Origin of the sequence: Morganella sp. Je.2.23 (genome assembly GCF_051129855.1) — a bacterium.
Classification (GTDB): domain Bacteria; phylum Pseudomonadota; class Gammaproteobacteria; order Enterobacterales; family Enterobacteriaceae; genus Morganella; species Morganella sibonii.
Window position 1 is genome coordinate 357,731 of record NZ_JBCPSQ010000002.1, and the last position, 20,293, is coordinate 378,023.

The 20,293-nt window shown below is 54.1% G+C and carries 23 protein-coding genes and 1 pseudogene; all 24 read left to right on the forward strand.

What is annotated here, in order from left to right; genetic code table 11:
• Positions 1–2 precede the first annotated feature (2 nt).
• Positions 3–503, forward strand: coding sequence for a DUF1804 family protein (locus tag AAZR23_RS12135; protein WP_025155006.1), 501 nt, complete (start codon positions 3–5; stop codon positions 501–503).
• A 2-nt stretch (positions 504–505) separates the two neighbouring features.
• Positions 506–2,137 carry a phage terminase large subunit gene (terL, locus tag AAZR23_RS12140; RefSeq protein WP_434692825.1) on the forward strand — a complete coding sequence of 544 codons (1,632 nt, stop codon included), beginning with the start codon at positions 506–508 and terminating at the stop codon, positions 2,135–2,137.
• 10 nt (positions 2,138–2,147) lie between these two features.
• Positions 2,148–3,728 carry a DUF935 domain-containing protein gene (locus AAZR23_RS12145; protein ID WP_434692828.1) on the forward strand — a complete coding sequence of 527 codons (1,581 nt, stop codon included), beginning with the start codon at positions 2,148–2,150 and terminating at the stop codon, positions 3,726–3,728.
• Positions 3,715–4,869: a phage head morphogenesis protein gene (locus AAZR23_RS12150; RefSeq protein ID WP_434692831.1), complete on the forward strand. Its 1,155-nt coding sequence runs from the start codon at positions 3,715–3,717 to the stop codon at positions 4,867–4,869. The genes AAZR23_RS12145 and AAZR23_RS12150 overlap by 14 nt, the downstream gene beginning before the upstream one ends.
• Entirely contained in the window at positions 4,866–5,414 is a 549-nt protein-coding gene (locus tag AAZR23_RS12155) for a phage virion morphogenesis protein (protein WP_434692879.1), read from the forward strand. Before AAZR23_RS12150 ends, AAZR23_RS12155 begins: the two co-directional genes overlap by 4 nt.
• A gap of 208 nt (positions 5,415–5,622) precedes the next feature.
• Positions 5,623–6,732 carry a phage protease gene (locus AAZR23_RS12160; protein ID WP_163656329.1) on the forward strand — a complete coding sequence of 370 codons (1,110 nt, stop codon included), beginning with the start codon at positions 5,623–5,625 and terminating at the stop codon, positions 6,730–6,732.
• Positions 6,732–7,118 (forward strand): hypothetical protein, encoded by a 387-nt coding sequence (locus AAZR23_RS12165; protein WP_434692834.1) that lies wholly within the window; start codon positions 6,732–6,734, stop codon positions 7,116–7,118. Before AAZR23_RS12160 ends, AAZR23_RS12165 begins: the two co-directional genes overlap by 1 nt.
• A gap of 12 nt (positions 7,119–7,130) precedes the next feature.
• The gene (locus tag AAZR23_RS12170; RefSeq protein ID WP_434692837.1) at positions 7,131–8,039 is read left to right on the forward strand and encodes a Mu-like prophage major head subunit gpT family protein; all 909 of its coding nucleotides are present in this window, start codon (positions 7,131–7,133) and stop codon (positions 8,037–8,039) included.
• Positions 8,039–8,488, forward strand: a complete 450-nt coding sequence (locus tag AAZR23_RS12175; protein ID WP_434692839.1) for an HI1506-related protein — start codon at positions 8,039–8,041, stop codon at positions 8,486–8,488. Before AAZR23_RS12170 ends, AAZR23_RS12175 begins: the two co-directional genes overlap by 1 nt.
• A 10-nt stretch (positions 8,489–8,498) precedes the next feature.
• Positions 8,499–8,927: a gp436 family protein gene (locus AAZR23_RS12180; RefSeq protein WP_434692841.1), complete on the forward strand. Its 429-nt coding sequence runs from the start codon at positions 8,499–8,501 to the stop codon at positions 8,925–8,927.
• The gene (locus AAZR23_RS12185) at positions 8,924–9,574 is read left to right on the forward strand and encodes a DUF1834 family protein (protein ID WP_434692844.1); all 651 of its coding nucleotides are present in this window, start codon (positions 8,924–8,926) and stop codon (positions 9,572–9,574) included. Before AAZR23_RS12180 ends, AAZR23_RS12185 begins: the two co-directional genes overlap by 4 nt.
• The gene (locus tag AAZR23_RS12190; RefSeq protein ID WP_434692847.1) at positions 9,571–9,762 is read left to right on the forward strand and encodes a hypothetical protein; all 192 of its coding nucleotides are present in this window, start codon (positions 9,571–9,573) and stop codon (positions 9,760–9,762) included. The genes AAZR23_RS12185 and AAZR23_RS12190 overlap by 4 nt, the downstream gene beginning before the upstream one ends.
• Positions 9,749–11,173 (forward strand): phage tail sheath C-terminal domain-containing protein, encoded by a 1,425-nt coding sequence (locus AAZR23_RS12195; RefSeq protein ID WP_434692850.1) that lies wholly within the window; start codon positions 9,749–9,751, stop codon positions 11,171–11,173. Before AAZR23_RS12190 ends, AAZR23_RS12195 begins: the two co-directional genes overlap by 14 nt.
• A gap of 11 nt (positions 11,174–11,184) precedes the next feature.
• The gene (locus tag AAZR23_RS12200; protein ID WP_434692852.1) at positions 11,185–11,559 is read left to right on the forward strand and encodes a phage tail protein; all 375 of its coding nucleotides are present in this window, start codon (positions 11,185–11,187) and stop codon (positions 11,557–11,559) included.
• Positions 11,559–11,939 (forward strand): hypothetical protein, encoded by a 381-nt coding sequence (locus AAZR23_RS12205; protein WP_218429329.1) that lies wholly within the window; start codon positions 11,559–11,561, stop codon positions 11,937–11,939. The genes AAZR23_RS12200 and AAZR23_RS12205 overlap by 1 nt, the downstream gene beginning before the upstream one ends.
• Before the next feature lie 8 nt (positions 11,940–11,947).
• Positions 11,948–12,118 (forward strand): hypothetical protein, encoded by a 171-nt coding sequence (locus AAZR23_RS12210; RefSeq protein WP_218429327.1) that lies wholly within the window; start codon positions 11,948–11,950, stop codon positions 12,116–12,118.
• Between the two features lie 2 nt (positions 12,119–12,120).
• On the forward strand, positions 12,121–14,409 hold the full coding sequence (locus AAZR23_RS12215) for a phage tail tape measure protein (RefSeq protein WP_434692855.1): 2,289 nt from the start codon (positions 12,121–12,123) through the stop codon (positions 14,407–14,409).
• A complete protein-coding gene (locus AAZR23_RS12220; protein ID WP_434692858.1) occupies positions 14,406–15,836 on the forward strand; it encodes a DNA circularization protein in 1,431 nt (476 codons plus the stop codon). The genes AAZR23_RS12215 and AAZR23_RS12220 overlap by 4 nt, the downstream gene beginning before the upstream one ends.
• Entirely contained in the window at positions 15,820–17,052 is a 1,233-nt protein-coding gene (locus AAZR23_RS12225; protein WP_434692860.1) for a phage baseplate assembly protein, read from the forward strand. The genes AAZR23_RS12220 and AAZR23_RS12225 overlap by 17 nt, the downstream gene beginning before the upstream one ends.
• 3 nt (positions 17,053–17,055) lie before the next feature.
• Positions 17,056–17,709: a phage baseplate assembly protein V gene (locus AAZR23_RS12230; RefSeq protein ID WP_434692861.1), complete on the forward strand. Its 654-nt coding sequence runs from the start codon at positions 17,056–17,058 to the stop codon at positions 17,707–17,709.
• Positions 17,710–17,770: 61 nt separating this feature from the next.
• The gene (locus AAZR23_RS12235) at positions 17,771–18,121 is read left to right on the forward strand and encodes a phage GP46 family protein (protein ID WP_025155025.1); all 351 of its coding nucleotides are present in this window, start codon (positions 17,771–17,773) and stop codon (positions 18,119–18,121) included.
• Positions 18,118–19,182 (forward strand): baseplate J/gp47 family protein, encoded by a 1,065-nt coding sequence (locus tag AAZR23_RS12240; RefSeq protein WP_431739809.1) that lies wholly within the window; start codon positions 18,118–18,120, stop codon positions 19,180–19,182. The genes AAZR23_RS12235 and AAZR23_RS12240 overlap by 4 nt, the downstream gene beginning before the upstream one ends.
• Positions 19,179–19,742: a YmfQ family protein gene (locus AAZR23_RS12245; protein ID WP_025155027.1), complete on the forward strand. Its 564-nt coding sequence runs from the start codon at positions 19,179–19,181 to the stop codon at positions 19,740–19,742. The genes AAZR23_RS12240 and AAZR23_RS12245 overlap by 4 nt, the downstream gene beginning before the upstream one ends.
• A 1-nt stretch (position 19,743) precedes the next feature.
• A pseudogene (locus tag AAZR23_RS12250) lies at positions 19,744–20,293 on the forward strand (hypothetical protein); the annotation flags it as partial.

The following is a 20,293-nucleotide window of genomic DNA, read 5'->3' on the forward strand; positions in this document are numbered from 1 at the left end:
CGATGGCGTTTCCGCAGGAGACCCGCGACAAGCTGCGCCGCGCTTATATCTTCAGCCAGATGTCGCTGGAGGTGGCTGCTGCTCAGGCCGGGGTTTCGTTCGTGACTGCCCGGCGCTGGAAGAAAGAGGCGCAGGATAAGAATGACGACTGGGACAAAATGCGCGCGGCTCACATGCTGGCCGGTGGTGGTGTTGAGGATGCCGGACGTGCGGTGCTGATGAGTCTGGTTGTTCAGTGTCAGACGGTTACTGAGCAGATAAACACGAACCCGGATATCGCACCGGGTGCCCGGGTGGATATGCTTGCCAGTCTGGCAGATGCCTTTAACAAAGCGGTATCAGCCAGCAAAAAGATATTGCCGGAAACCGATAAGCTTGCCACGGCTATTGATGTGATCCAGCGGCTGGGGCAGTTCATCAGTGATAAATACCCTCAGCATAACGTGGTGTTTGTTGAGATTCTGGAATCCTTTGCTGGTGTGCTGGAACGGGAATACGGTTAAAAATGTCTAAAAAGGTTTCACTCAAAGAGTTCAAAGCCTCCCTGCAGGAATACATTGCCGGTCTGCGTCAGACCATTGAGGCGGAGTGTCTCGGCTTTGATGCAGACCCGGCAGCGGCTGATGCCCGCCGTCTGCAGGTGAGTGATGCGGATGACGGCTACAGCTTTTTTGTGGAAACCTACTTCCCGCATTATGTCCGCCATCATTCCCGCAGCCAGCTGCATGATTACCTGTTTTCCCGTCTGCCGAAAATTGTCGCCAGTCCGGCCGCTGAAAGTGATGCGATAGCCGCGCCGCGCGGTGAGGCAAAATCCACGCTGGTCAGTCAGCTCTTTGTGCTGTGGTGCATTATCCGGGGGATTAAAAAGTACCCGGTCATCATTATGGACAGTATCGACCAGGCCTATCCGATGCTGGAAGCCATCAAAGCCGAACTGGAATATAACCCGCGTCTGAAGAACGATTATCCGGATATCTGCGGTCAGGGCCGCACCTGGCAGATGGGCACCATCGTCACCCGTAATAATATCAAAGTGACGGTGGCGGGCAGCGGTAAAAAACTGCGTGGTCTGCGTCACGGCCCGTACCGTCCTGATTTGGTGGTGCTCGATGATATCGAGAACGATGAGATGGTGCGTAATCCGGAACAGCGGGACAAGCTGCACACCTGGCTTAAAAAGACCGTGATGCCGCTCGGTGAGGCCGGGGGTAAAACCGATATTGTCTACATCGGGACTATCCTGCATTACGACTCGGTACTCTCCCGCACCCTGAATAACGCCATGTGGCGTACTGTCCGCTTTAAAGCCATTCTGCAGTGGCCGGTCAATATGAAACTGTGGGATGAGTGGGAAACCCTTATCCATAACAGGCAGCCGGATGAGGCTGAACGTTTCTACACGGAAAATGAAGCAGCCATGTCTGAAGGGGCCATTGTGTCATGGGCTGCCCGTCCGCTGTTGGCACTGATGAAAATCCGCGCCCGTGACGGTCACGACACCTTTGATTCTGAGTACCAGAATGACCCGGTCAGCGGTGAGGATGCGATTTTTGCCAACAGTATTATCTTCTGGTCTAACCATCTGGCGGACTGGATTTACTACGGAGCCTGTGACCCCAGCCTCGGCCGACTCAGCAAAGGCCGTGACCCGTCCGCGCTTCTGGTCGGCGGCTTTAACCGGATGACCGGTATTCTGGATGTGGTTGAGGCGGATATCCGCCGCCGTCTGCCAGACAAAATTATTGAGGATGTGATCCGCTATCAGCGTGAATACGGGTGTCTCATCTGGGCGTTTGAGTCCGTCCAGTTTCAGGAGTTCCTGCGCACGGAGCTGGTGAAACGCTCCGCTCAGCAGGGTGTTCCGGTTCCGGCCATTCCGGTTATCCCGCACACCGATAAAGCGCTGCGGATTGAATCCCTGCAGCCGCACATGGTTAACGGGCTGATCCGTCTTCACCCGACACAGCACACCCTGATTGACCAGCTGCGTCATTTCCCGAAAGCCGATCATGATGACGGCCCGGACTGTTTACACATGTTGTGGTCACTTGCCGCCTCACGCGCGGGCAGCACCGACATCCGCAGCCGCTCTGTGCGTGACGGCGGAAAACGCTTTGGTGCAGGTGCCTGGTAAGGATTAAGAAATGCCGAAAATAGTTGATATCCACGGAAACCCGATCGAACGGGAAGTGTTAAAAACCCCGCAGACAGGCAAAATCGCACAGATGCAGCGCATCTATCCGGAGCATCCGTCACGCGGACTGACTATCCGCAAGCTGCCGCGCATTCTGCAGGCGGCCGAACGGGGTGACCTGAGTGCGCAGGCGTGCCTGTTCTCAGACATGACTGAGCGTGACGGTCATATTTTTGCCGAAATGGAAAAGCGCAAGAATGTGCTGCTCACGCTGGACTGGTCAGTTGAACCGCCGAAGAATGCCACCGCACAGGAACGGGATATGACAGCAAAAGTCCAGGAGTGGTTTGATGCCATGCCGGGCATTGAGGATATCATTCTCAATGGTATGGAAGCGGTCGGTCACGGGTTTTCCTGTCAGGAAATTGAGTGGGAACTGATTGAAAAGGTCTGGCTGCCGAAGGCGCTTAACCTGCGTCCGCATTACTGGTTCCGCACACTGCCGGAAAAACGGGACGAGATCCGCCTCAATGATGATCAGTTCGAGGGTTCCCCGTTGTGGCCGTTCGGCTGGCTGGTGCATAAGCATAACGCCCGCAGCGGCTTTATTGCGACCAGCGGCCTGTTCCGTGTGCTGGTGTGGCCGTATCTGTTTAAAAACTTCTCCCTGCGTGACCTTGCGGAGTTCCTTGAGATTTACGGCCTTCCGGCCCGTATCGCCACCTATGCACAGGGCACATCAGATGCGGATATCGACAAGCTGCTGTATCAGCTGGTGAATCTGGGTCATGATGCGGTGGCCGCTATCCCGCAGGGGAATGACATCAAATTTGAATCTGCTGCCGGTGGCGGCCCGGATCCGTTTATGGCGATGATTAACTGGGCGGAGCGTACTCAGTCAAAAATTATCCTGGGCGGCACCCTGACCACACAGGCAGACGGTAAATCCTCCACCAATGCACTGGGTAATGTGCATAACGAAGTCCGCCACGACCTGATGACAGCGGATGCCCGTCAGATTGAGAACATGTTCCGCAGTCTCATTCAGATGGTGCTGGCACTGAACGGTCATGCGGATGTCAACCCGCGCCGGTTACCGCAGTTTGTGTTTGATACCAGTGAGACCGTGGAGCTGGCACCGTTCGCACAGGCCGTATCAACGCTGGTGAATGAAGCCGGAATGACCGGTATTCCGGTGTCATGGGTCAATAAAAAAGCCGGTATCCCGCAGGCAAAAGATGATGAACCGGTATTATCACCCCGTCCTCAGATACCGCTGCTGACCCCGCTGAGTAACGGGTTGTCACGTCACGGACTGGCGGTACTGTCGAAGACCACGGAATCAGCGGATGCTGACCCGGCGCAGATAAAACTGGATAACGCACCTCCGCTGTCTGACCCTGTCAGTGATGCCATGAATCAGTTACTGGCACCGATGGTGACGGCACTGCGGGCCGGACACAGTGCGGATGAGGCGATGAATCTGGTCGCGGCCGGTTATCCGCTGCTGGATGATAATGCGCTCAGGGAGCTGCTGGAGCGGGCAATTTTTGTGTCCGAAGTCTGGGGGCGTATTCATGCCGGGTCGTGAGGCGGTTGATCTGCGCTATGCCATCGGTCTGCCCCCGGCGGAGGCGATAGCCTACCTTGAGAGCAAAGGCTACGCCATCGGATTTAATTACCACGATGTTGAGGCGCAGGCGCATGCAAAGGCGTTTACCGTAGCCGGAGTGCTGAAGCTGGACGTGCTGCAGGATATCCGGCAGGCACTGACAGAAGCGCTTAAGAACGGGGAAACATACCGGGACTTTGAACGCCGGTTAACCCCGTTACTGGAGCAGAAAGGCTGGCTCGGTAAAGGTCTGGTTGCTGACCCGGACACCGGTGAACTGCACGGTAAGCGGCTCACTCCCCGCCGACTGAACACCATCTTTCAGACCAATATGCAGTCCTCCTACATGGCCGGACGCTATAAGCAGCAGATGGAGAACACGGATGACCGCCCTTACTGGGAACGGGTCGGTATCATGGATAATCATATCCGCCCGGCACATGCGGCCCTGAATGGATTTATTGCCCGTTTTGATGATCCGATATGGCAGACCATTTACCCGCCGGACGGTTACCGCTGCCGCTGCCGTGTCCGTGCCCGCAGTGCGGCGGATGTGGAGCGGCTGGGGCTGATGGTACAGTCAACGGATGGTATTCGTGTTGAGGTGGAGCAGGAATACGGCGCACCGGGAAAAACCCGCACGGTGACCGGATTCCGTAACCCGAAAGACGGTCAGATTTATGTGCCTGATCCCGGGTTCGGGTTTAATCCGGGGGAAGTCAGTTATCAGCCAGATCTGGAGCGGTATCATCCGGCAGCGGCCAGCCAGTATGTCACCGGCACCCTGACCGGGCCGGACTTTGCTCAGGGGTATCAGCAGGCCGTCACCACACAGCAGCCGTCACCGCAGCAGCGTTACCCGGTGGCTGCGCGTCCGGATACCGATACGCAGCACACACAGCCGGTGTATACCGATGCACCGACCCTGAAGCAGCTGGCTGAGCAGGATATCACGCAGGAAGATTACCTGTTCGTGCAGAATATTATCGAACAGCCGCAGAAGACCCGCCGTGATGATGACGGCACGGAATATTATGCCTCATTCTACCGCGGGCAGTGGTGGGTGGTGACTGTCCGCGATAACCGGCTGTCAGATGTGAAAGCACAGGCGGTGTTCTGATGTACAGCATCAGAGTGGATACAGCCGCTTTTGAGGCGGCACTGGATAAACTTATCCGGGGACTGGAAAACCGTGAACCGCTGATGCGCCGTATTGCCGGGGTGATGGCGGATGCGGTGGAGGAAAACTTTGCACAGGAAGGTCGTCCGAAATGGATGGGCTGGAGTCCGTCAACAGAGCGCCGCCGTCGCGGGGGCCGCATTCTGCAGCTCTCTGGCAGACTGGCAGGCAGTATTGGTTCTTACAGCGACAATAACAGCGCGGTGGTGGGGACAAATGTGAAGTATGCCCGTATCCATCAGGAAGGCGGCGAAATCAGTATGCCCGCCCGCCGTCAGCAGAACTACTTCCGGCAGGGTAAAAACGGTGCTGTCGGCAACCGGTTTGTCCGTAAATCCCGCAGCAACTACAGTGAAACCCATTCTGTGGGGGCGCATAAGATAAAAATTCCCGCCCGTCCGTTTCTCAGTCTGACAGATACCGATGAACGTGAAATCGGCGCCGTGATTGAGCGTTATCTCACACAGTTAACCGGTGAGGAATAAAAACGCCTGTACGCGCCTCTGTGCGTTTTTAATTATTCACAATGCAATGTCACGGCATGGTGTGATTAAAACGTTTTTAAACGGGGTTTAAATGCGTTACTGTTGACCCCTGATTCTTACCCGCCGTCCTTTTCTTTGTTCCGGCTGCAGCTTATGTGCTGAACCCCGCCAACTCTCTTTCGCATACCGTGCCCGGTACACTGGGCGCATGAAAACACGTATCGCCGCTTTAACCACCGCACTCAGCGGGGACAACACCAACGAAATCCAGCTTTTTCCGGCCGGAACATTCCGTGCGGAAGACGGCCGTCCGTCTGATGTGGCGCACTGGGTGATGAATGCCGCCATTGCGGCGGTGCTGACTGCACAGACAGCGGCACTCAGTACCCCGCTGGTGATTGATTATGAACACCAGACCCTGCGCTCTGTGAAAAACGGACAGCCTGCCCCGGCGGCGGGCTGGTTTAAGCAGCTTGAGTGGCGTGAGGGTGACGGACTGTACGCCACCGGCGTGGAATGGACAGAGAAAGCCGCAGCGGCCATCACAGCCCGTGAATACCGTTTTATCTCCCCCGTATTTTTGTATGACGACCAGGGTCAGGTGACGCAGCTGCTTCACGCGGCACTGACCAACACCCCCGCGCTGGACGGAATGAACGAGGTGCTGATTGCAGCCTCCCGTCATTTTGCCGCGCTCACCACCACACCGGAGGAACACACCGTGGATGAACTCATCAGTGAGCTGCTCAGCAATTTACGCTGGATGCTCAACCTGCCCGCCACCGCAACCGCTGAGGATATCAAAGCGGAACTGCAGAAAGCGATTGACATTATTTCCGGCGGTAAGGGAACGACGGTTGCCGCCGGGCAGAGTCTGACTGACCTGCTGAAAAACCAGACGCAGCAGATTGCTGACCTGTCCTCAAAAGCCTTTGACCCGGCAAAGTATGTCCCGGTTGAAGGGTATCTGGAATTGCAGGCAAAACTGAATGCAGAGCGTCAGCACAGTCAGGAGCATCAGGTTGATGCACTGGTTCAGGCTGCGCTGTCTGACGGCCGTCTGATGCCGGCAATGGAAACCTGGGCGAAAGAGCTGGGCCGCAGCAATTTTGCTGCGTTGTCTCAGCATCTTGAGGCTGCTGTTCCGGTTGCCGCGCTGTCATCCACCCAGACCGGCGGTAAAGCGCCGTCCGGTGCGGCAAAAACGCAGGACGATCTGCAGTCTCCGGGTGGTGAGTTAAATGATGCCGCCCTGGCTGTCTGCAGTCAGTTCGGTATTTCCCCTGAAGAAATGTCTAAACAGCTCGGAGGTCAGTAATGGATCGCAATACCGCTCACCGTCCCGGTGAACTTTTTCCCGTACCGGTTGCGGCCGGTGCCCGTATTTACGGCGGACATGTTGTCTGCGCTGATGCATCCGGTTTTGCCGTACCCGGTGCCACTGGTCTGACAGTGCTGGGTGTGGCTGATGATTTTGCGGATAACCGCGACGGGGAAAAGGGTGCCGTCCTTGTTATGGTCCGCCGTGGTCTGGCTTTTCATCTCGGCAATGACCCTGCCAAGCCGGTCACACAGGCCCATACCGGTAAACTGTGCGACCTGAAAGACAGCACCACCGTCTGTGCGGCTGCGGAAGACAGCACCACACCGGCAGGCCGTGTTCTGGAAGTCACCACTGATGGTGTCTGGGTACTGACTGCTTAACAGGAAAATAACATGATTGTAAATAAAGCAAACCTCGCCCCGCTGTTTACCGGCATCAAGCTCACGTTTAATAACGCGCTGGAGCGTGCTCCGGCAACGTGGGAAAAAATTGCCATGAAAGTGCCGTCCACCGGCAAGTCAGAAGAATACAAATGGTTATCCTCTTTCCCGGCCATGAAAAAATGGGTCGGAGAAAAAGCGGTTAAATCGCTGGCCGCGCATAAATACACCATTGTGAACGATGACTGGGAAGCCACAGTTGAGGTTGACCGCAACGATATCGAAGATGACCAGACCGGTCAGTATGCCATTCAGGCAAAAGCAGCAGGCCTTTCTGCAGGGATGCTGCCGGATGAAATCGTGTACGACCTGGTTAACCTCGGCTTTGAACGCCCCTGCTATGACGGCCAGTATTTTTTTGATACCGACCACCCGGTAGGAAATCTGTCAGTTTCCAACAAAGGGACTAAGCAGCTGTCCATTGACACACTGGCAAAAGCCCGGGCGTCATTTGGTGCGGCCCGCACACAGATGCGTAAAGTGAAAGATGAGGATGGTCGTCCTCTGAAAATCAGACCGAATATCCTGCTGGTTCCGGTTGCACTGGAAGATGTCGCCCGTACCTTAATGACCGCTGACCGCCTTGAGGACGGGAAAGTCAATATCTACAAAGGAACTGCGGAAGTTGTGGTTTCAGAGGAGATCCAGTCTGATACGCAGTGGTTCCTTCTGGATACCTCTAAGCCGGTGATGCCGTTCATTTACCAGGAGCGTAAAGCGCCGGTGCTGGTTGAACAGACCAGCCTGGAGAATGACGATGTGTTTATGCGCAAAAAATTCAAATTTGGTGCGGAAGCGCGTGCTGCGGGTGGTTATGCCTTCTGGCAGCTGGCTTACGGCTCAACCGGGGAGGAAGAATAATGCCGGTCACTATTACCGCCAAAGTTAACGGGTTCCGCCGCTGCGGTATCGCCCATCCGGACACGGCCACCACATACCCTGATGATCGCTTCACCAAAGCACAGTTAGCCGAACTGCGTGCTGAACCAATGCTGGTTGTCTCTTTCGGCGCTGAGCCGGTAACCGGTGCGGACACGGCGGCAGAGGAACAGATTGCCGCCCTGAAAGCGGAAGTTCGTTCCCTGAATACGGCCACTGAACTGCTGAAAGATGATAACCGTAATCTTAACGGCATCGTCGGAGACCTCACCGGGCAGACTGAACGCCTGACCGCTGAGAATACTGCCCTTCAGGCTGAGCTGGCGGCACTGCGTGAGCAGAAAGACACACCGCCCGCTCAGGTTAAACAGGATGATGCACCGCTTGCTACCGGTAGCAGTAACAGCGGCAAAAAGTCATCCGCTAAATAACAGGTGAACCATGTACGCGACGAAGAAAGACATGATTTTAACGTTCGGTGAACGCGAGTGTATCTCCCTGACTGATACTGAGCACCCCGGTGATATCAGTGATGAGGTGATGGATGCTGCACTGGTGCGCGCCTCGGCTGAAATTGACGGCTATCTCGTCGCGCGTTACCGGACACCGTTTACGGATACCGCCCGTATCCTGACCGGCCGCTGCTGTGATATCGCCCGTTACCATCTGGCAACGGCTCACCGTCTTCTGTCTGAGGAAATCCGGCTGCGTTATGAGGATGCCATACGGTTTTTTGAAAAAGTGGCGGAGGGTCGTATCGGGCTGGGCCGCACTGACGGCGGGGACATTATTCAGTCCTCGCCGCAGATGAAATTCGGCAGCAGCAACCGCCAGTTCGGGCGTAACTCAACAGGCGGAGGTGCATTTTGATCACCCGTATTGAGCAGCATCTGTGTGACCGTCTGCGTCAGGGTATGGGTGACATGGTGCGTGAGGTAGCCAGCTACAGCGGTGAGATGGATGATGACTTAGGTCGTATCGTCCGTGCTTTTCCGGCGGCGTGGGTCACATTCGGCGGCCTGACAAACAGTGAATACATTGCCACCAACCGGCAGAAGGTGAAATGCACCGGCACCTTTGTGGTCATTGTGGGCGATTACAACACCCGTGATGACGAGTCCGCCCGGTTCGGTGGTGTTAACCGTAATGAAATCGGGACGTACCGTCTTATTCATGCCGTACGCAGACTGACCACCGGGCAGGATTTGGGTCTGGAAATCACGCCGTTTATGCCGCTGCGGGTGCGTACCCTCTACAACACTCAGTTGCAGAGCAAAGCACTGTCGGTGTTTGCCTGTGAGTTTGAAACAAAGTGGATTGAATCTGTTCTGGGTAACGGCCTGTGGCCGGAAGTGACCGGGGACACGGATTCACCTGATTACATTTTTAACGAGTACCGGGGAAAAGTGAAAGAGCCTGATCCTGATTTACTCAGTGTCGGTCTGCGCTATAACCCGCCGGGTATCGGCACGATTGATGACCCGGCTGACCTGGTACTGACAAGGAAAAAACCATGACAATCCTCTTTGTCAGAGCACGTCAGGGGATACGTGTGTCGTATGAACACCAGTTCCGCCGTTACATCACGGAAACCCCGGCAGAAGTTCCTGACACCGCGTATTACCGCCGCATGATAGCGTGCGGTGATCTGATTAAAACCGCGCGTCCGCGCCCTGTGAAAGGGAAAAAACATGATCACATTTGACAATATCCCGGACAGCCTGCGTAAGCCGGGTAAATACCTGGAGTTTAACCTGCGCATGGCAACCCGTGCGCTGCCGGGCAATCCGCAGGTGATGCTGATTGTGGCCCCGATGATGAAAGAGGGGCTGGCAGAGCCGCTGACACCGGTGAACGTGTTTGATGATACCGAAGCAGCGGTGGCATTCGGGACCGGGTCACTGGCTCACATCATGGCAAAAGCGGCGATTACCGCCAATAGTTATCTGCAGCTGCAGATTATCGGTGTTGAGGAAAATCCGGCCGGTAAAGCGGCTGCCGGTACACTGACCGTGACCGGGCCTGCCACCAACAGCGGCACCTTTTACCTGACGGTATGCGGTGAACGTCTGGATGTGGCCGTCACCGCCGGTGACAGCGCGGATGATATCTGTCAGGCCATTACAGATACAGTGAATGCACAGACGGCCCTGCCGGTTAAGGCGGCACTGACTACCGGTGAGAATGACAACAAATTCATCACACTGACCGCACGCCAGACCGGTGAGTTCGGTAATGACATCCTGCTGTCAGCCTCCTGTACAGCCAAAGGTATCACGCAGACCCTGACGGCCATGCAGGGCGGCGAAAATAACGCGGATATTCAGCCTGCGCTGGATGCGGTCTTTGCTGCCGGTCACAACATCATTGTGCCGCCGTTCTCTGATAAAGATACGCTGCTGAAGTTGCGCACCCACCTGGAAAAAACCGGGGGGCCGCTGGAGCAGCGCGGCGCTGTCGCGGCTGCCGGATGGACAGGTACGCTCAGTACCGGCACCACACTGGCTGCGGATATCAATGACGGCCGCACCACGATTGCCTGGTATCCGGGGGCAGCAAAACTGCCGTGTCAGCTGGCCGCCGGTTACGGTGCGGTGATTGCCTCTGAGGAAGACCCGGCCAGACCGCTGAATAACCTTGAAATTAAAGGGATGGATGTTGCTCCGGTAAAAGCCTGGGCGGGCCGTAATGAACAGGAAAATGCACTGCATAACGGACTGACACCGCTTGAGGTAGGTCCCGGCAATAAGGTGCAGATTGTCCGTGCCATCACCACCTACACGAAGAATCCGGAGGGCGTGAACGATACGGCGCTGCTGGATTTAACCACTATACGCACGCTGGATTATACCCGTGTGGCGTGCCGTGAGCGTATCTCGCAGCGTTTTCCGCGTGACAAACTCAATGAGCGTACCCGTCAGAAAGTCCGTTCTGAGCTGCTGGATGTGCTGATTAAACTTGAGGAGGAAGAAATCCTTGAGAACGTTGAGGCCAACAAAGAATTGCTGCTTGTTGAGCGCAACGGAAAAGATGCTAACCGCCTCGATGCACAGATTCCGGCGGATGTGGTGAACGGTTTACATATTTTCGCGGGTCGTATTGATCTGTACGTCTGATGAGGTGACACATGTTAGAAGAATATGCAGGCGCGATTGTCCTTGAAATCGACGGCCGTGAAGTTGAAGTCACGGATATGGACGTTCAGGAAGTCACCGGCCGCAAGCTGGTGAAGACCATGAACAAAACCGGCCGTGCCAAAGGCTTTATGCGCGGTATTGCCACGTATGAACTGTCCATTTCAGTGGTGATCCCGCTTAACGGGGATATGGACTGGGGCGCAATTGAAGGCTCCAAACTGACCCAGTACCCGCTGAGCGGCCCCGGTGGCAAACGTATCTCATACCTGGACTGTTTTGTGACGGAAGTCGGTGAGAAATATTCCACTGATAACGAAGCCAAACGCGACCTGAAACTGAACGCATTACGTAAGGTGGTTGAATAATGGAAGAAAAAAACACCAGCGCGGCGGCTCCGGCCGCTGCTGTTCCGGATATGCTGTTGTACGGTGTGAATTTTAACGGCGTGCTGCACTTTGATTATGCCGTCCGCATCCCGGTAATGCGCGATATCTATGATGCGCTGGATGAAACGGAAGAAGTCACCGGTTCAGCCACCGGCGGCAAGTCTGATATCTACTACCGCATGGCACTGCTGAAACGCACTATCACGAAGCTCGGGGATATCCCGGCGGATGACATCACTACTGATTTACTGCTGGATGAACTGCTGGAGGAAGATTACAGCATTCTGGATGCCGCACAGACCGCCGCTAAAAAAAAGCGGAGAGATCTGAAGAACGCCGCAGAACCTTCCGGCAAATAGCCCTTGCTTTGGGCAGATACGGCCTGACCGAAGATGCCCTGCTGTCAATGAGCCGTCCGGAGCTGGATGCCAGGATTGATGCCCTGAACCAGCTTCACGGTGCGAAACCGAAACAGAAAACGGACACGAAACGCACCCGTGTCCGTTCCCGCCGTCAGAAAAATAAGAAACGAGGATAATCATGGCCCGTGAATTTAAGCTGTCACTGCTGCTGTCTGCGCGGGATGAAGCATCCAAATCCATCACCCGTTCCCTGCGTGAGACCGTAAAAGAAACGCAGAAAGCCGAACAGGCACAGGAAAAACTGAACCGCCGTCAGAAGACCACAGCGCAGGATGCCATCAGTCAGGGGCGCGCCCGGACGGAGGACATGAAGCGCCAGTCCCGTGCCTATGAAACCCTCGGTATTCGTTCAGAGCGTGCCATTCAGCGCGAAATCAGCCAGACCATTGCCGCTTATAACCGCCTTGCCCGCAGCGGTATGATGTCTGCTGATGAACAGGCCCGTGCCTTTGACCGTATGCGCCAGCGTGTCGGGCAGCTGCGCGGTGAAATGAAACAGATGAGCAATATGAAAATCGGCAATATTGCGAACGGGTTCGTGACAGCTGCCGGTGGCCTGTATGCCGGAGCCAGAGTTGTCGCAGAACCTGTAAAGCGTCAGATGTCCTATGAAGAACGTCTGGCCCGCATGAGTAATACTGCATACAGTGATCTTGACGATGCAGGACGTCTTGCCGGGCAGAAAAAATTAGATGAGTTGATCCGTAAATCGGTCTCTGATGGTGGTGGCTCTATTGATAATGCAGCGGAGGTATTAAACAAACTACTGTCAGAAGGTATTTTCACAGATCAAGAAATTAGTGGGTTATTACCATTGCTGCAAAAATACGCTACAGCATCAGGTGTTGATGGCCTTGACCTCGCTTCTGTTACATCTGCACTAAAGAAAAACTTTAATTTATCCAAACCGGATGACATTAAAATAGCGCTTGATATGGCTTTAAAAGGTGGTCAGGAAGGTGCTTTTGAACTACCTGATATGGCTAAATGGCTTGCGCAACAACTTTCTGCGGCGAATGCTGCTGGTATGTCCGGTCTGGATGATTTTGCATCCATTGTAGCTGCAAACCAGGCTGTTGTGTCGACTGCAGGTACAAATGATCAGGCTGGTAACAACCTGATGAACTTCTTACTGAAATTAAATAGTCGTGAATTATCCACAGCGGCATCACGAATAAAAGTTGATGGATACGGCATCGATTTATCCGGAACATTAATTAATGCCAGGGAGAAAGGAATTGATCCTATTGATGCTTTTGTTGGATTAACAGATAAAATTTCCGCTAATAACCCCAAATACAAAGCCCTACAGACCAAGCTTGACAACATGGATAAGAATGACCCTGAGCGGGCTCAGACATTATCCGCAATGACAAAAATTGCCGAAGGGTCTGCATTGGGTGAATTAATTGCTGATCAGGGAACACTGATGGCATTAATTGGTTTACGTTCTCAGAGTGAATATAAAAATCAGGTTAAACAAAAAGTTCTTGAGCAAAAAAATAAAGCAGCCGGAGAAGGTGAAGGGGATATTCAGTTTCGCGTTATGTCTGATACTAATGCATTTAAAGCTAATCAGGCGGGGAATACGCATCAGTTTGCAGAATACGACTCCACAAAACCGTTATCCGACGCAGTCGGCTCACTCGCAGAACAGTTCACTGCATTCAGTGCTGAGTTTCCCGGGTTAACAACAGCACTAACAGGAGCCAAAACCGGCATCGAAGCTATGACACAGGCCGCTGTTGCTTTTGCCGCACTTAAATTTCTCTTTGGTGGTGCCGGTGCGGGAAGTACCGGCGGAATTGCAGGGACGGTGGGTACCAGCGGAGCTACCGCAGCCAGTGGCGGATGGTTAAAACCGGGCGCATTTAAGCTGGCGGGGTTAGCCACTGTAGCCACTGAGTTTGCCACGGCCAACACACCGGAAGAAACAGATGAACTGATAAATGGTGAGGCTCGTATGGCCGCACTACGTGCCCGGTATGGTGATAATATGATTGCCAAGGCTAAAGAGCGCTTTCAGCCGTGGTATCAGTTCGGTTCAGGCTATGCTGCTGAGAATGAGGAATGGGTCAGTCAGTACATCCGTGAGCAGGATGAGCAGGCTCAGCTGGCTAATGCAGCACTGTCACAGGTGCGTTTTATGTCAGAGCACGCCGGAATGAAAACCGATGCCCTGCCGAAAGAGTTTGTGCCGGATTACGCCAGACCTGTCAGCGATGATGTGATTGCGGGGCTGATGCTGCCGGTGCGTGAGATTGAAACCCTGCTGAAAAATCAGCAGACCGCCCCGCAGCCGATAGAGGTTCGTTCCGTGGTGGAACTGGACGGCCATGTGATTGCAGAAACCGTGAACAATATTAACGGTAATGATGCCGGACGAACCACCGGAGGCGGATTATGAATACCGCATGGCGCAATGATTTACAGGATGCCTCTTACCGTGGTGTGCGTTTTGATGTGGTTAATGCTCAGGACAGTGTTTCCCGCGATACCTCTGTACATGAATACCCGTTCGTTGATGGCGGTGACGTTATTGATCTGGGCCGTAAGCCGCGTAATTTCCGTTTTAATGCGCTTTTCTGGGGGGATGATTACCGGACTCATCTGGATAATTTTGTTGCGGCACTGGAGGAACCCGGCTACGGGGAGCTTGTTCATCCTGTCTGGGGTTCTGTTGAAAAAGCGAAGTGCATTGAATATCAGGTAAAGCACGAAGCGGAAGGTGTCGACACCTGCACGGTTGAGCTGGTTTTCCTTGAGGGCACCACCGGCACGGTTATCGCGCAGTCCCATCCGGAACAGCTCGGTGACAGTATTTTTGACAAAATCAGTGAACTCACTGAGCGGGCCGCTGATCTGTTTGAACAGGTCATGGCTCCGGTTAACGAAGGTCTGCGTTACCTTGAAAAAGGCAAAGCCGCTTTATCCGGCATGACCAATACCATTACCATCATGCGCGGTGATATCAGTTCTGCCGTCAGTCAGGGTATCAGTTATCTGACTTATCCCCGTGCATTCATCAGTGACATGGTGGCCGTGACGGACATCCGCACCGGCGGCATCGGTGATTTACTCGACCTTAAATACGGTGATGTGGTGAATACCTCATCCGGCCGCTCAGGTTCGTCACCTGTCTCCTCTGCGGTTCCCCGCGTCCAGACTAACGGTTACCTTCCCGATAGTGCGTATGCACCGTCAGTTGCTCAGAACGGTGTCAGCGCCACCACACTGTTGTCTGCGTGGAGTGACTGCGTGGCGGTTGCTGATGAACTGGTCTCGCTGCCGGTGCAGCTGGTTCAGGGGGAGCGTGAGGGGCCGGTGCCGATGCCGGGTAATGCACAGCCTGACGATATCCGTGATCTGACCACCGCCGGTTATATTATTGCATCCGGTACGCTGGCTGCCGTGGTGACACAGGTACTGAGCGATGATGTCCAGCCTGATAATCTGTCGCCGGATGATATCGAAATGCTGGTCACTACCGTGCGGGAATACACACAGAAAGCCATTGATGAAGTCCGTGACCATTATGGTGACCGGACACAGCAGCTGAGTACGGACAGTCATCCTGTGGGGCTGTTGTGGCATAACGTGGTGTCACAACTGAAAAGCATCGCCCTTGATGTGCAGGACCTGGGGTTGCTGGTGATTACCCGCCGCCCGCCGCTGACCCGCCGGACAGTGGCTGCAGCTGCCAATCTGCACTTACTGGCACATTTCTGGTACGGGGATTATTCCCGTGCAGCCGAACTGTACCGGCTGAATCCGCAGATACGTGATCCGAATAACCTGAGCGCGGGAGATGTTATCAATGCCTATGCCAAATGATGACCGGTTAGAAAAAATCACCCTGTTGGTGGGCGGTCATGCTTATTCTGACTGGAAAACCTACCGCATAGACAGTGATTTCCTGAAAGCCGCCGATGCCTGGCAGTTATCCCTCGGTATCACTGACGGCGTATTTAATGTTGATGCGGTTCGTGGTGCGCCGGTGAAAGTCAAAATGGGTGATGATGTGGTGCTGTCCGGCCGCATCGATACCGTCACCCGGGATGTATCGCGCAAAGGTATTACCCTCAGCCTCAGCGGCCGTGATGAGGGAGGGATATTAATCGACTGTGCTGCTCCCGTATTCAGTGCCCGTCAGCTGAACCTGAGTGAGGTTATCAGCAGCGTTGTCCGTCCGCTCGGCATTACCCGCGTCCGGATTCAGGCTGATAACATGATACGCAGTGACCGTATTCAGACCGAACCCGGTGAACGTGCCTGGGATACCGTGATGAAAGCGGCCGGAAGCCGTGGTCTGTGGCCGTGGTTCGCGCCGGACGGTACGCTGATTATCGGCGGGCCTGATTATGATAAGCCCCCGGTGGCTGACCTGATACTGACCCGCAGCGGTGACGGTAACAATCTTATTTCGCTGTCAGAAACCCGTAATATTCAGGGCTGTTTTTCCGAACTGACTCTGCTGGCACAAAGTCACGCCTCGACAACCAAAAATAAAAAGCTGCAGACAAAGCCGGTGGATGTTTCCCGCAGCGCACAGACATTCAGTATCAGCACCGAAAGTGATGAGGATACCGGGGCGGATGACGGCCAGTCAGGCACCCATAATATGCGGGTAAAAATCGGTGATCCGTCTGTTCCGTATTACCGGCCGCAGATTATCACCGCCGGTGATGTGGATAATCCGGCTCAGCTTCAGTACCGTGCAAAAAAAGCAATGGCGGATGCCCGCCTGTCAGGGCTGGATATCACCGCTGAGGTCTTCGGTCACCGTACGGACAAAGGCGAACTCTGGGAGCCGGGGCAGCGGGTCAGAATTAAAAGTGAGCTGCACGGTATTGACGGGATTTTCTTTCTGATGGGCCGTACGTTTACCGGCGGCCGTCCGGGCGGGCCGGTGACACAGCTGCGGTTCAAAGAGGATGGTGTCTGGATACCGGATGTCTACACACAGAAAGCCAAAAATAAAAAAGGGAAAAAGAAAAAAGGCAAAGACCAGATCCGGCCGGTTGCACTGACAGAAGACGGAGGAAAATAACGCATGTGGAACAGAATTAATCAGCGCATTAACAGCGCATTAAACGCCATCAGAATGCCGTTCAGGGCGCGTTTAAACAGCATAGACAGCAGCGGTAAAGTACAGACCATTCAGGCGGAGGGGCTGGCAAAAGAACCGCTGCAGGGACAGGAGTTATTCCAGCAGTACGGCCTGACCTCCAACCCGCCGCCGGGTACAATGGCTGTTGTGATCCCTGTCGGTGGTAAAACGTCACACGGTATTGTGGTGGCAACCGAACACGGCAGCTACCGCCTTGCCGGGCTGAAATCCGGCGAAGTGGCACTGTACACCGATGAGGGGGCTAAAATCGTTCTGAAGCACGGAAAAATCATTGAGACAGACTGCGATGTTTTCCGGGTGAACTGCAAAGAATTTGAAGTAAATGCGGAAAGTAAAGCAGACTTTAACACCCCGGAAGTCACCACCAGTCAGCGGCTCACGGCAATGGAGCAAATCACCGGTAACGGGGGGATGTCAATTAAGGGTGGCACCGGTGCGGACTTTGAGGGTAATATCAGCCAGACATCCGGCAGTTATACTACTGACGGCGATGTGAAAGCCGGTAATATTTCACTGACCGGCCATAAACATACCAATGGCAACAACGGCGGTAATACCGGTAAACCTGTCGGTTAATCCGGCTAAGTGCTGAACCCCGCCAACTCCTTTCTTTTGTCCGTGTTGTCAGAATGACAGCATGGACAGACTCTTAAATCCCCTGACAGGTGACTACACCAACACCCGGACTGATTCTCTCGCTAATGCGGTTTATCTGCGCCTGATGACGCCGCTCGGCAGTTACTGGGCGGATAAAACCCTCGGCTCCCGCCTGCACGAACTGACGCGGGAAAAAGATGTGTCCCGTGTTTACCGCCTTGCCCGCCAGTATGCTGAGCAGGCACTGAAGCCACTGACAGATGACGGCCGCGCTGAGTCCGTTGAGGTCAGTGTACACAGTGACGGACGGCATCACGCTCTGTTGTGGATCACCGTCACGGATGCCGGAAACAATGTCCGTACCTTTAAACACCAGGTAAGGATTGCATAATGTTCATCACACCCGGCTTTGAACAAATCCGCAGTGAGATTCTGCGGGATATCAAAAACCAGCTTCCGGATGCAGATACCGGGTCTGACAGTGATTTTTTTATCCGCGCCTCATCCGTTGCCAGCGTTGCAACAGGGATTTATCAGCATCAGTCATGGATTGTCCGTCAGATTTTCCCGGACACCGCTGACAGCGATTTTCTTGAGCTGCACGCCAGAACCCGCAATCTCATCCGCAAACCGGCAACCACAGCATCCGGCACCGCAGACTTTACCGGCACACCGTACGCTGTTCTGCCGTCCGGACAGGAAATCAGAGGGGAAGCCCTCAGCGTCATCACCACACAGGAGGTGGTGATTGATGAGGACGGCAAGGCTTCAGCTCCGGTCAGTGCCACAACGCCCGGCACTGTTTCAAATATCAGTGTCATTACCCCGGCTGAACTGGTCAGTGCTCCTATGGGGGTTAACAGCCGTGTACTTATTCAGCCGCTGAACGGTGGTACAGACAGGGAAACTGACGCGGCATTACTGGCCCGTCTTCTGGATTTGATCCGGCGTCCCCCTGCTGGCGGTAATAAATATGATTACCGCCGCTGGGCGCTTGAGGTGCCGGGTGTGACCAATGCCTTTGTTTATCCGCTGCGCCGTGGTCTGGGTACGGTTGATGTGGCGATCACATCGGCTGATGGTCTGCCTTCTCAGGAGATTATCGATGCCGCACAGGCGCATATCGATGATGTGCGTCCGGTCACGGCCAAAAACTCACTGGTACTGGCTCCTGAGCAGCGTCGTATCGATTTTGATATTGAGATCCGTATTGCCGGTATTTCGCAGGATGATGCCGTCAGACAGGTGAAAGCAGAAATTCAGGCGGTAATGTCCAGACTTGCCCCCGGCGAAAGTTTTACCCGCAGTGATGCAGAAACCGCTGTATCCCTGATTCCGGGCATCCGTGACCGTTTGTTTATACAACCTGCGGGTAATGTCCCCGCACTGGTTGATGCCGATCATCTGGAATGGCTGCAGCCCGGTACTGTCACCGTGAGGATGATGGCATGAAATCCCTGCTGAAGCTGTTATTGCCGCCGGTCAGTTACGGTACGGATGCACCCGTACTGGATGCAGAACTGCAGGCTGAGGCTGACCAGCTGACAAAGGCACAAAAACAGGCTGAACGGGTACGAAACGGGGTCACCCCGTTTTTTTCGGATGCGTTACTGGCTGACTGGGAACGGGTTCTGGGACTGACAACTGATTACAGTCAGACGTATCAGCAGCGCCTTGAAATGGTGCTGTTTAAGCTGTCAGAAACCGGCGGACTCTCCGTTCCTTACTTCATTCATCTGGCTGAGCGTATGGGGTACAGAATCACCATAGAAGAGCCACAGCCTTTTCAGGCCGGTGTAAACCGTGCCGGTGACCGGCTGATGCACAAAGATGCTTTATGGCTGTGGGTCGTTAATGTTTATGGCTCCAAAGTGCAGCCATACCGTTTTCGTGCTGGTGTTTCCGCTGCCGGTGACCGGCTGACTGTCTATGCGGATTCCGTTCTTGAAAGCCTGTTCCAGGACTTAAAACCCGCACACACCTATTGTTATTTTACTTATCAGGAATCGTGATATGCAGAATTTAATGCCGCCTATCGATACAACTGACCATGCTTTTCATGACGGTGATCCGACTACCGGTCAACTCGGCACTATTGTCACCGCTGCATGGCTTAATGATGTTCAGGGTGCAACCCGCGACATTCAGGCTGAAATTATTGCCGTGCTGACTAAAGCAGGGATACAGCCGAATCCACAAAAACAGAATCAGCTGGCAGAGGCTATCAGCCAGATTATCGGCAGTGGTGGCTATGCAACCAGCGGTGATTTAACGCTGGGCCTGAGTAAAAAGATTGATAAAGCAGATATAGCTCAGCAACTTGGTAACGACACAACAAAAGTTCCGTCACTGCAGCTGGTGACAACAGAACTGGGCAAAAAAGCCAGTGTTGCTGATGCTAACAGCAAACTTGCCAAAGACCAGAACGGCGCAGACATTCCGAATAAACCGAAGTTTATCGAAAACCTTGGTTTAGGAGATGCGGCAAAAAGTGATATCGCGCAGGGCACTGGCACATCAACAACAAGTGTGATGAGTCAGAAAGCAGTGACTGATTTGGCTG